At 72.3% G+C, this 14,714-nt stretch carries 16 protein-coding genes; 7 read left to right on the top strand and 9 right to left on the bottom strand.

Features of this window, described 5'->3' with window-relative positions; all coding sequences use genetic code 11:
• Positions 1–71: 71 nt before the first annotated feature.
• From ACWEPL_RS56640 to ACWEPL_RS56630, 3 genes are read left to right on the top strand one after another with little or no spacing between them, the layout of a single operon-like run.
• Positions 72–1,292: a cytochrome P450 gene (locus ACWEPL_RS56640; RefSeq protein ID WP_452441533.1), complete on the top strand. Its 1,221-nt coding sequence runs from the start codon at positions 72–74 to the stop codon at positions 1,290–1,292.
• A 15-nt stretch (positions 1,293–1,307) separates the two neighbouring features.
• Positions 1,308–2,270, top strand: coding sequence for a Ppx/GppA phosphatase family protein (locus ACWEPL_RS56635; protein WP_363968804.1), 963 nt, complete (start codon positions 1,308–1,310; stop codon positions 2,268–2,270).
• A gap of 58 nt (positions 2,271–2,328) precedes the next feature.
• A complete protein-coding gene (locus ACWEPL_RS56630) occupies positions 2,329–2,688 on the top strand; it encodes a hypothetical protein (RefSeq protein ID WP_452441532.1) in 360 nt (119 codons plus the stop codon).
• A 17-nt stretch (positions 2,689–2,705) separates the two neighbouring features.
• On the opposite strand, the gene ACWEPL_RS56625 is transcribed toward ACWEPL_RS56630, so the two are convergent.
• Both ACWEPL_RS56625 and ACWEPL_RS56620 read right to left on the bottom strand, forming a co-directional pair.
• On the bottom strand, positions 2,706–3,137 hold the full coding sequence (locus ACWEPL_RS56625; RefSeq protein ID WP_363968800.1) for an ATP-binding protein: 432 nt from the start codon (positions 3,135–3,137) through the stop codon (positions 2,706–2,708).
• Between the two features lie 93 nt (positions 3,138–3,230).
• Positions 3,231–3,776 carry a TetR/AcrR family transcriptional regulator gene (locus ACWEPL_RS56620; protein WP_350734725.1) on the bottom strand — a complete coding sequence of 182 codons (546 nt, stop codon included), beginning with the start codon at positions 3,774–3,776 and terminating at the stop codon, positions 3,231–3,233.
• Between the two features lie 50 nt (positions 3,777–3,826).
• On the opposite strand from ACWEPL_RS56620, the gene ACWEPL_RS56615 reads away from it, so the two are divergent.
• Together ACWEPL_RS56615 and ACWEPL_RS56610 are read left to right on the top strand one after the other, a co-directional pair.
• Positions 3,827–5,452, top strand: coding sequence for an MDR family MFS transporter (locus ACWEPL_RS56615; RefSeq protein WP_452441531.1), 1,626 nt, complete (start codon positions 3,827–3,829; stop codon positions 5,450–5,452).
• Between the two features lie 96 nt (positions 5,453–5,548).
• A complete protein-coding gene (locus ACWEPL_RS56610) occupies positions 5,549–6,493 on the top strand; it encodes a GNAT family N-acetyltransferase (RefSeq protein WP_452441530.1) in 945 nt (314 codons plus the stop codon).
• A 12-nt stretch (positions 6,494–6,505) separates the two neighbouring features.
• Here the strand turns inward: ACWEPL_RS56610 and ACWEPL_RS56605 are convergent, their stop codons facing one another.
• From ACWEPL_RS56605 to ACWEPL_RS56590, 4 genes are read right to left on the bottom strand one after another with little or no spacing between them, the layout of a single operon-like run.
• Positions 6,506–7,783 carry an AAA family ATPase gene (locus tag ACWEPL_RS56605; protein WP_350734720.1) on the bottom strand — a complete coding sequence of 426 codons (1,278 nt, stop codon included), beginning with the start codon at positions 7,781–7,783 and terminating at the stop codon, positions 6,506–6,508.
• Positions 7,780–9,201, bottom strand: a complete 1,422-nt coding sequence (locus ACWEPL_RS56600) for a hypothetical protein (RefSeq protein WP_350734851.1) — start codon at positions 9,199–9,201, stop codon at positions 7,780–7,782. Before ACWEPL_RS56600 ends, ACWEPL_RS56605 begins: the two co-directional genes overlap by 4 nt.
• 2 nt (positions 9,202–9,203) lie before the next feature.
• Positions 9,204–10,334: a hypothetical protein gene (locus ACWEPL_RS56595; RefSeq protein ID WP_355199011.1), complete on the bottom strand. Its 1,131-nt coding sequence runs from the start codon at positions 10,332–10,334 to the stop codon at positions 9,204–9,206.
• Positions 10,331–11,101, bottom strand: coding sequence for a hypothetical protein (locus ACWEPL_RS56590; protein ID WP_350734717.1), 771 nt, complete (start codon positions 11,099–11,101; stop codon positions 10,331–10,333). The genes ACWEPL_RS56595 and ACWEPL_RS56590 overlap by 4 nt, the downstream gene beginning before the upstream one ends.
• A gap of 148 nt (positions 11,102–11,249) precedes the next feature.
• Here ACWEPL_RS56590 and ACWEPL_RS56585 point away from each other — a divergent pair, with 148 nt between their 5' ends.
• A complete protein-coding gene (locus ACWEPL_RS56585) occupies positions 11,250–11,708 on the top strand; it encodes a hypothetical protein (protein WP_363968791.1) in 459 nt (152 codons plus the stop codon).
• Between the two features lie 33 nt (positions 11,709–11,741).
• Positions 11,742–12,368, top strand: coding sequence for a TetR/AcrR family transcriptional regulator (locus ACWEPL_RS56580; RefSeq protein ID WP_363968789.1), 627 nt, complete (start codon positions 11,742–11,744; stop codon positions 12,366–12,368).
• Here ACWEPL_RS56580 and ACWEPL_RS56575 read toward each other — a convergent pair.
• The 3 genes from ACWEPL_RS56575 to ACWEPL_RS56565 are packed head-to-tail and all read right to left on the bottom strand — an operon-like array spanning position 12,322 to position 14,532.
• Positions 12,322–13,143: an ABC transporter permease gene (locus ACWEPL_RS56575; RefSeq protein WP_350734712.1), complete on the bottom strand. Its 822-nt coding sequence runs from the start codon at positions 13,141–13,143 to the stop codon at positions 12,322–12,324. The genes ACWEPL_RS56580 and ACWEPL_RS56575 overlap by 47 nt on opposite strands.
• An 8-nt stretch (positions 13,144–13,151) precedes the next feature.
• A complete protein-coding gene (locus tag ACWEPL_RS56570; RefSeq protein ID WP_363968787.1) occupies positions 13,152–13,871 on the bottom strand; it encodes an ABC transporter ATP-binding protein in 720 nt (239 codons plus the stop codon).
• Between the two features lie 22 nt (positions 13,872–13,893).
• Positions 13,894–14,532, bottom strand: a complete 639-nt coding sequence (locus tag ACWEPL_RS56565; protein ID WP_452441541.1) for a phosphotransferase family protein — start codon at positions 14,530–14,532, stop codon at positions 13,894–13,896.
• Positions 14,533–14,714 lie beyond the last annotated feature (182 nt).

Here is a 14,714-nt window from a genome sequence, read left to right as displayed (position 1 = left end):
TCGGCCCACAGCAAGTGCTCAAAAGTCCCCCAAACGTGTCCACGACACCAAGGAAGGGTAGTCCCTGGAACATGTCCACGATCACACGGCTGCCCCGGGTCACGGCCGAAGAGACCCTGGCCCTGGCCGCCGCGGTGGCGCTGCCGTCGATCGCGCAGGGCCCCGTCGCGCGCCGCCCGTACGCGGTGCGGCTGGCGGAGCTCGCCGACGCCGACGGCCGGGCGATCCGGCTGCTCGCCCGGCTGCGCGCCGAGCACGGCGAGGGCCCGCTGCTCGTACGGGTGCCCGGACGCGGCTGGGTGATACTGCCGCTGGCCGCGCGCGACGTGCGCGCGGTGCTCGACGACCGGGACTTCACCCCGGCGGCCAGGGCGAAACGCGGCGCGCTCGGCCACTTCCAGCCCGACGGCCTGCTGATCACCCGCGACCCCGGCCTGCGCGAGCGCCGGCGCGCCCTGAACGACCAGGTGCTCTGCTCCGGTTTCGCCCCCTTCGCCCGGGTCGTCGAGGAGGAGGCCGCCACGCTGCCCCGCCACGGGCTGCTGACGTGGCCGCGCTTCCACGCCACGCACTGGCGGATCGTGCGGCGCATCGTGCTCGGCGACGGGGCGCGGGACGACGTGATCCTCACCCGGCAGCTCGACCGGCTGCGCGCCGACGCCAACTGGTCGGATCTGCGCGGGCTCCGCACCGACGTGTTCAACGCCTTCCGGCGCCGGCTGGCCGGGCACCTGGCCCGGGCCGAGCCGGGCAGCCTGGCGGCCGAGCTGGCCCGCGCGCACGCCGCGGCCGACGTGCATCCCGAGGGGCAGGTGCCGCACTGGCTGTTCGCCTTCGACGGGGCCGCCGCCGCGGCCTACCGGGCGCTCGCGCTGGCCGCCCACCAGGAGCCCGCCCATCAGGGGCCCGCCGACCTGAGGGCCACCGTGCTGGAGTCCGTGCGGCTCTGGCCCATCACGGTCACCATCGTGCGCGAGGCCGTCGGCCCGACCGCATGGGACGTCCCCGAGGGCACCACCGCGGCGATCTACAGCCCGTACGTGAACCGGGCCGAGCCCGGCGACTCCTACCGCCCCGAGCTGTGGCGCGACGGCGGCGGCGAGTGGGCGGGCGTGCCGTTCAGCGCCGGGTTCGCGAGCTGCGCGGGGGAGGACCTCGTGCTGTTCACCGCCGCGGCCCTCCTGGACGCCGTCCTGCGCGAGCGCTCAGTCAGACCGTCCGTACGCTTGGAGGGGGCGCTGCCGGCCATGCTCAACCACTTCCGACTCAACTTCGCTGTAAAAGCCGCATAACGGTAGCGTTTTCCCATGCGACTCGGCGTGCTGGACATCGGCTCGAACACTGTCCATTTACTGGTCGTCGACGCCCACAGGGGCGCCCGGCCCATGCCCGCCTACTCCCACAAGGAGGGGCTCCGCCTCACGGAATACCTGGGCGAGGACAACCGGCTCGGTGACGAGGGCGTCGAGCGGCTCGGCGCCTTCGTGGAGGAGGCCGTGCACCTGGCGGAGGACAAGGGGGTGGAGGACCTGCTGGCCTTCGCCACCTCGGCCGTGCGCGAGGCGGCCAACGGCGAGGAGGTCCTGGCACAGGTCGAGGAGCGCAGTGGCGTGCACATCGAGGTGCTGTCCGGGCGTGACGAGGCCAGGTTGACGTTCCTGGCGGTGCGGCGGTGGTACGGGTGGTCGTCGGGGCGGCTGCTGGTCTTCGACATCGGCGGTGGCTCGCTGGAGATCGCCTCCGGTGTGGACGAGGAGCCCGACGTGGCGGTCTCGCTGCCGCTGGGCGCCGGGCGGCTGACGCGTGACTGGTTCACCGCCGACCCGCCGTCCGCCGAGGAGGTGCGCAAGCTGCGCAAGCACGTACGGACCGAGATCGCCCGCACGGTCGGTGACGTCGTCAGGAACGGCGAGGCCGACCGCGCGGTGGCCACCTCCAAGACGTTCAAGCAGCTCGCCAGGATCGCGGGAGCGGCGCCCTCCAGCGACGGCCCGTACGTCTCCCGCCCGCTGTCCAGGCAGGCCATGGCCGACTGGGCGGTCAAGCTGACCACCATGGGCGGCGCCGAGCGGGCGCAGCTGCCCGGCGTGTCCGAGGGGCGGGCGGCGCAGCTCGCGGCCGGGGCGCTGGTCGCCGACGCGGCCATGGACCTGTTCGAGGTGGACCGGCTGGAGGTGTGCCCGTGGGCGTTGCGCGAGGGCGTGATACTGCGCCGGCTCGACATCCTGCCGGGGCGGTTCGACCTGCGCAGCGATAGCGCGCTGGAGTAAGGACGATCTATCCCGAAAAATTGGCATAAAGCGCTGGGCGCCGGGCATTCTCCGCCGAATGATGGAGGTGCTCGGCACGATCGGCTCGCTCGCCGTCGTGCTCCTGCTCATCGTCCTTGCCGTGCTGGCCATCTCGGTGGTCGCGCTGGTCATCCTCGGGTGCCTGGCCGGCTCGATGGTGACCGACTGGCACGGCCTGTGGCGGCGGCTGGCCAGGTTGGCCCGGCGCGAGCCGAGGCTGACGCTCAAACGCAGCGGCGACGCCGTTCCCGCCCGGTTGCGGGCGGAGCTGAGCGGGAGCACGTCAGGGACGCGCCGCCGCTTCCTGCTCGGCGCCGTCCGCTCCAGGGAACACGGGCACCCGCCCGGTCCGCGGATCCGCGGACCTCGGCCGGTGGAGCGGCACACGCGCCTGTGAAGGATGGGGCCGCCGGCTCACAGGGCCATGAGGTGGAGCCCGGCCGCCCCCGGCGCGTACCGCAGCCGCTTCTCCAGGCAGACCACCGCGCCGTGCTCGTGCCTGTTGACGAACCGGATGTCGTCGGCGAGCGCGCGCATGATCAGCAGCCCGCGCCCGTGCTCGGAGCCCGGCTCGGGGTTGATGATCTTGTTGGGGTCGAAGCCTTCTCCGTTGTCGATGACCTTGATGACGCACCGGTCATCGAGCACGGACGCGCTGACCGTGTAGTCATCGCTGGGCTCCGCGTGTCTGATCACGTTGGAACACGCCTCGGTGAGCATGAGTTCGATGTCGTCACGGATCTGCGGATCGACGCCGAGGGAACGCAGCGTGCCGTCCAGCATCTTCCTTATCAGGGGGACGCTCGCCGCATCCCTGGGCAGTCGGAGCGCTATCGTGGCCTCCATTCGGGGCCTCCTCCTTCTGTCTGGATGCGTGCTCAGTCCCCTTCCCTCGTTACGGTGCGTCAATCGTCCCGTCAGAGGTCCGGGGTCCGGAGGCTATGGCTCCAGCAGGCGCATGGCGACCTCCAGGGAGGCCTTGTCGACCTCGTCCTCGGACAGCCGGCCCTCCTCGATCATCCATTTCCCCGCGTGTATCGCGAACAGCGCCGTCGCCCGGCTGACGCGCTCGACGGGCGTGGCGCCGGGCTCGTTCAGCTCGGCCACGAGCTCCATCATCAGCTCGCGGGTCTTGGTGAGCGTCGGATGGTCACGCAGGGCGGTCTGGTTGCGCTCCAGGAACCTGGCCACCCCGATGTGCTGGGTCCGCCTGATCCCCGCGGCGTAGCGCTCGACCAGCTCGCGCCGCGTCTCCGGCGTCTTCGGCCGGCTCCGGGCCCACGCCAGGAGCTCCTCGAGCTCGACCAGCCGGTTGCCGACCAGGCTCGTGACGATGTCGTCCTTCGTCTTGAAGTGGTAGTACAGGGCGGCCTTCGTCACTCCGAGCTCCTCGGCGATCTCCCGCAGTGACGTCGCCTCGTATCCCTGCTCGGTGAACAGCCGGAGCGCGATCTCCTGAATCCGGGTCCGAGTGTCTTCCCGCACTTCACACCTTTTCGACTTGACGGCCGGCAAGTAAGTATCTACCTTATTCTATGCTTGCCGGGCGGCAAGTAAGCAAGATCCAAAATGCACATGAGGGGTGTCTGGTGGCGGAGGCAGTCGGACGACGCCGTGAGGTCATGGTCGTTCTGCCGGGACTGATGTTAGCCATGGTCCTGGCGATGCTCGACAACATGATCGTGGGCACGGCCATGCCGCGCATCGTCGGGGAGCTCGGCGGTCTGACGCATCTGTCGTGGGTCGTCACGGCGTACGTGCTGGGCACGACCGTCTCGACGCCGATCTGGGGCAAGATCGGCGACCTGTACGGTCGCAAGACCATCTTCATCATCTCGATCGTCATCTTCATGGTCGGCTCCGCGCTCTGCGGCATGGCGGGCTCGTCGCTGCTCGGCGGGCCGGAGGGCGGCATGGCCGAGCTGATCGCGTTCCGCGCGATCCAGGGGCTCGGCGCGGGCGGCCTCATCGTGAACGTCATGGCGATCATCGGCGACCTGGTGCCGCCCCGTGAGCGCGGCGAGTACCAGGGCATCATGGCCGGCGTCATGTCGCTGGCGATGATCGCGGGCCCGCTGGTCGGCGGCTTCATCACCGACAACATCGACTGGCGCTGGGCCTTCTACGTCAACCTGCCGATCGGCGCGATCGCGCTGGCCATGATCGTGACGCAGCTGCACCTTCCGAAGCTGCGCAACAAGGTGCGCATCGACTGGGCGGGCGCGGGCCTGCTGTCCGTCGGGATCACCGCCCTGGTGCTCATCACGACCTGGGGCGGCAACGAGTACGCCTGGGGCTCCTGGCAGATCCTCTCCCTCGTCGCGATCGCCGTGGTCACGCTGGCGCTGTTCGTCGTGGTCGAGCGGAAGGTCGAGGAGCCGATCATGCCGCTGCAGCTCTTCGCCAACCGCAACTTCACGCTGATCTCGATCATCGGCTTCCTGCTGGGCTTCGCCATGTTCGGCGCGATCAACTTCCTGCCACTGTTCCAGCAGATGGTGCAGGGCTCCACGGCCACCAACTCCGGCCTGCTGATGCTGCCGATGATGGGCGCCGCGATGGTCGTGTCGCTGTTCGTGGGCAAGGCGATCACCGTCACGGGCAAGTACAAGATCTACCCGGTGCTCGGCGGGATCGGCATGGCGGTGGGCATGTGGCTGCTGTCCACGATGGACGTCCACACGGCCTCCTGGGTCACCGGTGTCTACATCGCCGTGCTCGGCCTCGGCATGGGCTTCCTCATGCAGACCACGATGCTCATCGCGCAGAACAGCGTCGAGCAGAAGGACCTGGGCGTCTCCAGCAGCGCCACCACGTTCTTCAGGTCGATCGGGGGCTCGTTCGGCGTCTCGCTGTTCGGGGCGATCTTCAACAACCACTTCCTGTCGGAGCTGACCTCCCGCTTCGGCGAGCAGGCGGCCGAGCGGGTGGCCAAGAGCGGCGGCAGGATGGACCCCGGCGCGGTCGCCCAGATGCCCGCGCAGATGCGCACCGGGCTGCTGGAGTCGCTGGCGACCTCCATCTCCGGCGTCTTCTGGTGGGCCATCCTGTTCGCGGTCGTCGTGCCCGTGCTGGCCGCGTTCGTCAAGGAGATCCCGCTGCGCGGCGGCGCCCCGGCGCCCGCCAAGGACGAGCAGGCCGTCAGCCCCGCGGCGGGCTGAGCACCCGGCCGAGCGCGCCTCCGGTTTCGACCTCGGGAAATGCCTCGGGAAAAAAATGGGAGGCGCGCGGCCGGTGTTTTGTGGACAATCCCCGCTATGCACCACACCCTCGGCCGCCCGCGCGTGGAAGACGCCGCGGCCATCCATGAGCTGATCGCGGTCTACGACACCGCGGTGATCGGCTCTCCCGACATGACGCTCGACGACGTCGCCGACGAGCTGGCCGAGCCCGGCTTCGACCGCGACAGGGACGGCTGGCTCGCCCGCGACGGCGACGGCCGGCTCGACGGGTGGGCCTGGGCGTGCCGCGTCGGCGACAGCGACACGGTGGACGTCGAGGTGATCGTACGGCCCGGCCCTGATCTGGGGCGGGCGGGCCTGGACGACCGGCTCTGGCCCCTGGTGATCGGACGGGCCGGCGAGCTGGCCGCCGAGGCCGGCCACGACGGCGCCACCCTGCACATCGGCATCTACCGCGCCGACACCGCCAAGCGGGCCACGGCCGAGGCACGCGGCTTTTCGCCCGGCACCAGCTTCCACCGCATGCGCATCGACCATGACGGGCCCGTGCAGCCGCCCGCTCCGCCCGCCGGGCTGACCCTGCACACGGGGGAGAGCGACGACGCGCGGCGCGAGGCGCACCGGGTGCACCAGGAGGGCTTCGCCGAGCACTTCGGGTTCGTGCCGGTCGACTACGACGTGTGGTATTCGCGCCGGCAGGCGCAGTCGACGACGGACTGGGCGCAGCTCACCCTGGCCCGCCTCGACGGCCGCCCCGCCGGGGTGCTGATCGCCAACAACCAGTTCGTCCCGGACGAGGGCTGCGGCTACGTGGCCACGCTCGCGGTCGTCCCGGAGTTCCGCGGCCAGGGCCTGGGGCGCTTCCTGCTCCGCCACGCCTTCGCTGCCGACGCGGCGCGCGGCCGCAAGGGCACGATCCTGCACGTCGACTCCAACAACACCACCCCGGCGCTCGGGCTCTACGAGTCGGCGGGCATGCGCCCCGTCCTGGTCATCGACGTCTGGCAGCACCGCGTCTGAGGACCGGCGTTCTCAGACGCGGTGGTGGGACAGGTGGTCGAGGATCGACTGGTTGGCCTCCCAGCCGTCGGGGAACTTGACCGGCACCCCCAGCTGCACCGGCTCCGCCGACGGGTGGGCGTCCAGGAGCTCGGCGATGCCCGCCCGGGCCACCACGACGCAGGCGTGCCGGTGCCGCGACGCCAGCACGCACAGCCGCCCCGACTCCAGGTGGAAGGCCGTGGCGTCGCGGCGGCCGGACAGCGGGTGCAGGACGACGGTCACGTCGTACTCGCGCCCCTGCAGGCGGTTCGCGGTGTCCACGGTGATCTCCGGCGGCACCCCGGCGGCCCGGATGGCGGCCACCTGGTCGCGGTGGGCGGCCCCGACCGCGATGCGGTCCGCCGTCACCGGCCGCTCGCCCTGCTCGGAGGAGGCCACGGCGCCGCGCTGCAGCAGGCGCTCGGCCAGCAGGGCCACCGCCTGCACCGCCTCCCCGTCGGTACGCACGGTGTGCCGGTTGGGCAGCTCCAGCAGCGCCCACCCCGACCGGGCGGCCTCCTCCAGCGCCCGGTCGTGCACGGTCCCCATGCCGCCCGTCACCAGCTCCAGCCGCCGATCGCCGTGCGACGTCCCCGACCGGAACCCGGTGAACGGGTAGAACGCCTGCGACACCACCGGCGCGGCCGAGGCCGGCAGGCGCCACGACACCGGCAGCCGGTGCACCGGGATGTCCGGATTGTGGCGCAGCAGCACCGATACCGCGCTCTGCAGCGGATCCCACGACAACCCCGACCACCGGTCCCCGTCCACGATCGAGAACGGGTCGAGCTGCCCCGGATCGCCCACGAACAGCGCCCGCTCGAACAGCCCCGCGATCCGCAGCAGCTTGTCCGAGCGCATCTGGTACGCCTCGTCCACGATCGCCCACGGCCACACCCGGCCGCCGATCCAGGCCCACTTGTCGGCGGTCGCGATGACGATGTCCGGGTCGCCGAGATCCTGGATCCGGGTGCCGACCCGGACGCCGGCCAGCTCCAGCAGCCGCAGCGGCGGCACGTAGCCACCGGCCGACAGCCGTCCCACGGTCAGGTGGGGGTGCTTCTCGGAGATGCGGGTCACCAGGTCGTCGACCTGCTCGTTCGTCTGGGCGACGATCATCAGGGGCTCGCCGGTCGCCGCGATGTGCGCCGCCGCCCGCACCACCAGCGTGGACTTGCCCGCGCCGGGCGGCGAGTCGACCACGACGCCGCGGTGCCGGGGCAGGTCGGCGAGGACGTTCCTGATGACCTGCTCCGGGCTGTCGGTCACGACCACTCCTCCTGGGCGTCCTCGTCGTCGGGCACGTACTCCTGCGGCGGCCCGCCGTGCGTCCACGGCGTGGCCTCGGAGTCGGGCAGGTGGGGGGAGCCCTGGAAGTCGTCGGTCAGCGAGGTGTAGCAGACCCGCTCGCCGACCTCGGGCACCGCTCCCGGCGCGGCCGTCTTGCCCCGGCCCATGCCTTTGGTGATCTTCAGGGTGACCAGGCCCTGGCCGGCCTCCACGAGCTCGGCGCCCTGGCCGCGGCGCTGCGGGGTGCCCAGCGAGGTGCCGGGCGCCAGGCGTACCGGGTCGTCGGTCTTGATCACCACGAGCGGGCGGAGCTTGCGGGAGCGGCCCTCGCCCTCGGTGTTGTCGGGGACGGTCTCGATCACCTCGCCCGCGAACGCCTCCCCGGTCAGCCGGTACTCGGCCATGACCAGGGGGTCGTCGTAGGCGCGCTGCACGTCGTACGCGGCCTGGGCCCGCTCCATGCGGGCCAGCTTGGCCGCGGCGGCCACCGCCCCGTCACGCCTGGCCTGCGGCGGCGCCCCCTCGGCGATGTGCACCGCCATGCCGCTGAACGAGCCGCGGTCCTGCTCCCACCGCTGCGCGGCGCTCGAACCCTCCTCCAGCCCGGCCAGCAGCTCGACGGCCTGCCACATGAGCCGCCACGTGGGCTCGAGCTGGGTGCGCAGCGCCTCGGTGATGCGCTCGGGCGACTCGCTGTCCATCGCCGGCGACAGCACCTCCGCGTCGAACCCCGGATCGGTAGCGGGCCCGGCGGGCGGCCAGATCAGCGGGTCCTCGGCCTCGTCGTCCGGCCCCCTGGTGATCCAGGCCAGCAGCGCGGCCAGGTTGGCGTCCTCCAGCGAGCTCTGCCCGCTCGCCCAGTGCCGGCCCAGCTCCTCGGTCGCGGCCAGCATCATCGACGAGCCCGGGTACGCGGCCCGCTCCGCGAAGTACGTCAGCCACCGCCCCAGCAGCGGCACCGCCTCGGGCACCGGATAGGGCCCGTCGGCCCGGCGGAAGCGCGTGGAGCGGCCGAGCAGCCTGGTGAAGGCCACCCCGGTCTGGTTGGGCACGATGAGCTGCGGCGCGTCCAGCACGCGCTCGTAGGGGTCGGCGTTCTTGCGCTCCACCGTCTCGGTGTCGGCCATGAAGCCCTCGACGTACGGCAGCAGCACCCCGGCCAGCTCGGCGGCCCAGGCGAAGCGCAGGTCGCGGTTGCGCGGCTGGGTCACCACGAGCAGGCGCGGCCGGTCCCGGTCGGTGCCGAGCATGGCGGCCAGCGGCGCGGCGGCCTCGCCCGAGAGCTTGAGCGGGATGAACACCATCGGCCGCTCCGACAGATGGCAGTGCCTGACGGTCGCGACGGGCTGCGCGATGCCCTCCTCCAGGGCCCGCAGCCGCGCGAGCGAGGTCAGCATGCTCACGTGAGGCACTCCCTGCGCAGGCGTTCGGCGTTGCGGAGCAGCCGGGCGATCTCCTCCTGGCCCTCGGCGGGGTCGTGGGCGCCGTCGGCCAGCCCGAGCGCCTCCGCCACCGAGGCCACCCCGCCCAGCTCGTCGCGCACCTGCCGGCCGAGCAGGTCGGAGGCGCCCTCCTGGCGGGCCTCGTCGCGGCAGAAGAAGCACAGGTCGCACGCGGACATGCAGTCGGGCGCGTAGCGGGCGGTCGCCCTGCGCAGCGCGTCGCCCAGCTCGGCGACGGGCCGGGTGGGCCGCCCGTCCTCGCCGGGCCGCAGGTCGAACGTGAGGTCGTCGGGCAGCCCTTCGAGCAGCCGGTCGAGTGTGGTCATCCGGGTGAGCTGGCGGCGCAGCACGGCCATCTGCTTGCGCACGTCGACGAGGGTCGCGACAGGCCGGTTGGCGAAGTTCTCGGGGCAGACCAGGACCACGTCGTGCGAGACCTTGGCCGGGTCGTGGCCCAGCTCCTCCAGGAGCGTGCGCAGCGCCAGCACGTACACCGCCGCCTGCCGCGCGGCCGCGGCCACCGCCGCCGGGTCGGCCTGACCGTCGATCACCGCGAACGACTTGATCTCCACGATGTGGAACCGGCCGCCGAGCTGGAAGGCCACCACGTCGGGCTCCAGGTAGGCGGTGTGGCCGGCGATCTCCAGGGTGAGCAGCGGGTGGTCGTACAGCGTGCCCGCGTCCTGGCCGTCGCGGGCCGCGCGGTCGATCAGCGCGCGGGTGTGGGCGTGGCGCAGGTGGGCGCCGACGTTCTCGACGTCGTGGTAGGCGACCTCGGCGACCGGCAGGCGCAGCAGCTCGCGCAGCATCCGCAGCAGCTCCGCGCACCCGTCGGCCTTGACCAGCGCCTCGAACATGTTGCCGCGCGTGATCGCGAACGGCGACTGGCCGAACGGCGCCGGGAAGCCGAGGTGGCGGGCGGCGGCGTCCTTGTCGATGCCGGCGCCGTCGAGCAGGGCCCGGCGGGTGCAGCCGGGGTTGGCGGCCAGGGCCGCGATGGCGCGGGCGTCGTGCGGGCGGGGCGGCGTCGTGCCGCGCAACGCGTCAAGCCGCTGGATGTGTTCGCCCTCGCGCTTCAAGCCGCTCACTTCGCGTTCTCCTTCTTGATCGTGCTCAGCGTAGCGGCGCCGAACAGGCGGGCGGCGTCACCGAGCTGCGCCGCGGCGCGTTCTGCCAGCTCGGCGCGATCCCGCGTGTCGCGGTCGCCGTGCACGCGCAGCTCGGCGCGGGCCGCCTCGATCACCCGATCCGGGTCGGACGGGCCCAGCGTGCCGTCAGTGGCGCCGGGGATGTTCCTGGCCATCCGCAGGAGTAACCGGTCGGCCCGCCCGTCGGCCGACTCGTGCGAGGCCACCGCGATGGCGCAGGTCAGGAAGTCGACGCGAGGGCTGAGCGGACCGACCACCCGCCGCTCCAGCGGCCAGGTGCTGAGCGTGAGCAGCCCCCGGGCGGGGGAGAGGCGGTCGGTCAGCGCGGCGCACAGGTAGTACGGCCGCCCGTGCGGCGACGACCGGAACGAGCGCTCCTCGTCCCTGCGCAGGCTGGTGAGCTGGGCGCTGCGGATCGTGCCGCCGAAGAACACGTCGCTGACGGCCACGACGAGCCGCGGCTGGGCGGCCGCGCCGAGCAGCCGCAGCCCCTGGTTCACCTGCTCGCGCACGGTCACCAGGCGCGGTGGCTCCGGCTTGGCCTGAGCCGGCTCGCCGCTCACGAGGGCGTCCCATTCGCGCTCCGCGGTACGCAGCTCGGCGCGCAGGGCGCGGGCCGTGGCGCCGTCCCTGACCCGCATCGCCTTGCGCACGCCCGCCCGGAGCTCGTCGATCCGCCGTTCGAGATCGTCCAGCCGGTCACTCATGGCGCGAGCGTACCAACAGTCCCAGTATTTTCCAGTAATTTCGCGATTTCGAGGCGAACGTGTGATCTACGACGTAAAGACGGTCGCGCTGCCAGTGGACAGCGGTCTGACGTGCGTAATCGGCGTACGAGGCGGGGACGAAGGCGGTGTGACCCGTGAGAATCGACATCTGGTGGGAGCCGCCGCAGGCGTGGCCGCCCTCGTGCCCGTCTACTACCTGACCGAGGCGGCCGCCAGAGCCCTGCGTACGAGCAGCGCCACGTTCGGCCCGTCGCCCGCGGCGCTCGGCTACCTGATCGTGGTGGCCGTCATCGTCACCCTCCTGACCGCCTGGCCCGCGGCGGCCCTCGGCTGCGGCATCCCGCTGGCGGCGGCGGGGGCCGTGTTCGCCCTCGACCTGAACGCCGCGCTCGGCGTGGCCGGCAGCCTGCCCTGGGCGCGGGAGGGCGGCCTGCCGTGGTCGCAGCCGAACGGCGTCCCCTGGGCCGAGCTGACCGAGCCGCCCGGCACGATGGCCGGGATGACCGGCCTCTACACGATCATCGGCGCGCTCCTGGTGCTCTCGGCGCTGCTGCCCGGCCGGTTGCGGTCCGTCCTGGGCAGGTGAAGGGCGGATTCCGGGGCGGCCTATCCTGGGCGGGTGAGTGGACGGGACCCCGACCGGCGCAGAGCGCTGCTCGACGCAGCCGACCGGGTCATCCTGACCCAGGGCCCCGAGGTCTCGATGGCGGCCATCGCCGCCGAGGCCGGCATCACCAAGCCCATCCTCTACCGCCACTTCGGCGACAAGAGCGGCCTCTACGAGGCGCTGGCCGACCGCCACGTGCGCACGGTCATCGCCCAGCTGCGCCCCGAGCTCGTCGCCCCTGGCGCCGACCTGCGGGGCCGCGCGCGGGCGACCATCGGCGTCTACCTCGACCTGATCTCGGCCAACCGCAACCTCTACCGGTTCCTGTTCCACCGGGCCAGCGCCGAGGACTCCAGGTTCCGCTCCCACATGACCGCGCTCGTGCGGGGGCTGGGCGAGGAGCTCGGCGGCCTGCTGGCCGGCGAGCGCGCGGTGCCCGACCCGGTGCGGGCGCAGGTGCTGGGGCACGCGTTCGTCGGCATGGTGCAGACGACCGGCGACTGGTGGCTGGAGCACCCCGAGGTGGACCGCGTACAGGTGGTCGAGGGCCTGGTGGACGTGATCGCCGCGGCCCTCGTCCGGCAGCCCGCCGTCAGTCCCCGAAACGGGAGAGCTTCCCATGCCGCCGGGCATACCTGAGCGCCCAGGCGAACAGCCCCACCGTGCCGGCCAGGTAGACCACGTTGAGCCCGCCCGCCCAGGCCAGCCGGTCCCACGGCACCGCGCCGCCGCCCATGACCGTGCGCATGCCCTCGAACACGTGCGAGGCCGGCAGCAGCCACGAGATCGTCCGCAGCGGCTCCGGCAGCACCGAGATCGGGTAGAAGATCCCGGCCAGCGGCTGCACCACGAACACCAGCGACCAGGCGATCACCTGTGCGTTCTCGCCGAAGCGGAGCACCGCCGCGATGCCGACCAGGCCCAGCGACCAGCCGAGGACGAGCAGGATCCCCATGAACGGCACCAGCCCCACGCCCATGCTCGACAGCCCGAACCCGTAGAGGCCGAGGGCCAGCCCGGCCATCACCGCGACCGCGAACGCCACCTTGCCCAGCGAGAACAGGACGAGCCCCGCCAGGTATTCGACGCTCGACAGCGGGCTGACCTGCACGTTGAGCAGGTTGCGCGACCAGATGTCCTCCAGGAACGCGATCGAGATCTCGTTGCTGGCCTTCTGCAGCACCTGCCAGAGCAGCACCGCCCCGAGCAGGAACGCCACCACGAACGGCACCCGCTGCGCCTGCAGGAACAGCGTCACGAAGCCCCACAGCACCAGCTCGATCGTCGGCCAGAACAGGATCTCGAACATCCTGACCGGGCTGCGCCGCAGCGCCGCGAAGTCGCGCCGGACCACACCCATGACGCGCGTGCGCCGGGCGGCCAGGCTCAACGGGGGCAGAGTCACCGTAGTCATCCGCGTGGTCATCCGCGTGCCACCTTCAGGAACACCTCTTCCAGGTCCTCGGCCCCGTAGTGGCCGGCCAGCTCCTTGGCGCTGCCGGCGGCCACGACGACGCCGTCCGCCATGAAGTGGATCCGGTCGCACATGCGCTCGACCTCGCGCATGTTGTGCGAGGTGATCAGCATGGCGCTGCCCTCCTCCCTGGCCAGACGGGACAGCAGGCTGCGGACCCGGTCGCCGGCGTCGGGGTCGAGGTTGGCCGTGGGCTCGTCGAGCACCAGCAGCCTGGGCGCGTTGAGCAGCGCCTTGGCGAGGTGCACGCGGGTGCGCTGGCCCGACGACAGGTCCATCACCTTCCGCCTGCGCAGCGGGCCCAGCTCGAACAGCTCGATCATCTCCTCCACCCGGCGGCGCGGGTGGCGCAGCGCGTAGAGCCGGGCGAACGCGTCGAGCACCTCGTGCACGTGCAGCACGCCGGGCAGGTCCACGTAGCTGGCGGCGAAGTTGACCTGGCTGAGCGTCTCGGTGCGGTGCCGGGCCAGCTCGAGGCCGAACAGCCGGATCGTGCCCGCGTCGGGGGTGATCAGGCCGAGCAGCATGTGGAGGGTGGTCGACTTGCCCGCGCCGTTGGGGCCCAGCAGGCCGACGACCTCGCCCTCGCCCACGGTGAGGCTGAGGTCGCGCACGGCGGTGACCCCGCCGAACCGCTTGACCAGATGGGACGCTTCCAGGATGGCCACCGGTCAAGCGTGCGGTCCGGGGTCACGCCGGGGCAACGGGTTTTCCCCGGAGCATGCGCAGCAGGTCCCACTCGTTCTCGCACACGCGCCGGCCGATCGCGGCCAGCTCCACCGACCGGGCGCCGCCGCGCAGGTGCCGCATGGTCTGCATGACGCAGATGATCCCCCACTTGAGCACGCCGAACGTCTCCCACCAGCGCAGCGCGTCCCGGTCCACCGGGTCCCCGCCAGCGGCCTCGTACGCGTCGATCAGCTCGTCGTAGGCGCCGAAGCCGCCGACCGGCAGCGGCGAGCCGAACCGCCACGCCTTCACGCAGAGCCAGCCGAGGTCTTCGAGGGGGTCGCCGAGGTGGGCGAGCTCCCAGTCGAGCACCGCCCTGATGCCGTCGGGCCCGACGATGAGGTTGCCGTTGCGGAAGTCGCCGTGCACGACCGTGCGCCGCGTGCCGGTGGGCCGGTCGGCGGCCAGCCGGCGCAGCGCCAGCTCGAACACCGGGTGCGGCTCGCCCAGCAGGTCCAGCACGTCCCGCCAGCGCCGCAGCGGATCCTCCGCCCCCTCCTGCGCCAGGCAGCCGGGCGGCATGCGGTGGATCGCGGCCAGAGCCCGCCCGCACTGCCCGGCCAGCAGGGGCCGCGCCGCCGCGTAGGCGTCGTCGCGCAGGATCCTGCGGGGGGGGGGGGCGCCCGCCCCCGCCCCTCCCGTGTGCTGCGCGTCTGGGGGGGGGGGTGGGTGCCCCCCCCCACGCTTAGGTGGGCGTTGTCGTGCGGCGAGCGGCGGCGACGGGGTCCTTTCAGCTGACGCCCGTGTTTGGGTTTGTGTTGGTGGGTGGGGGGGACCCCCCT

The sequence above is a fragment of the Nonomuraea sp. NPDC004186 genome (genome assembly GCF_053603495.1).
The sequence above is the reverse complement of the archived record's forward strand: the minus strand, read 5'-3'. Positions and strand labels throughout refer to the sequence as shown.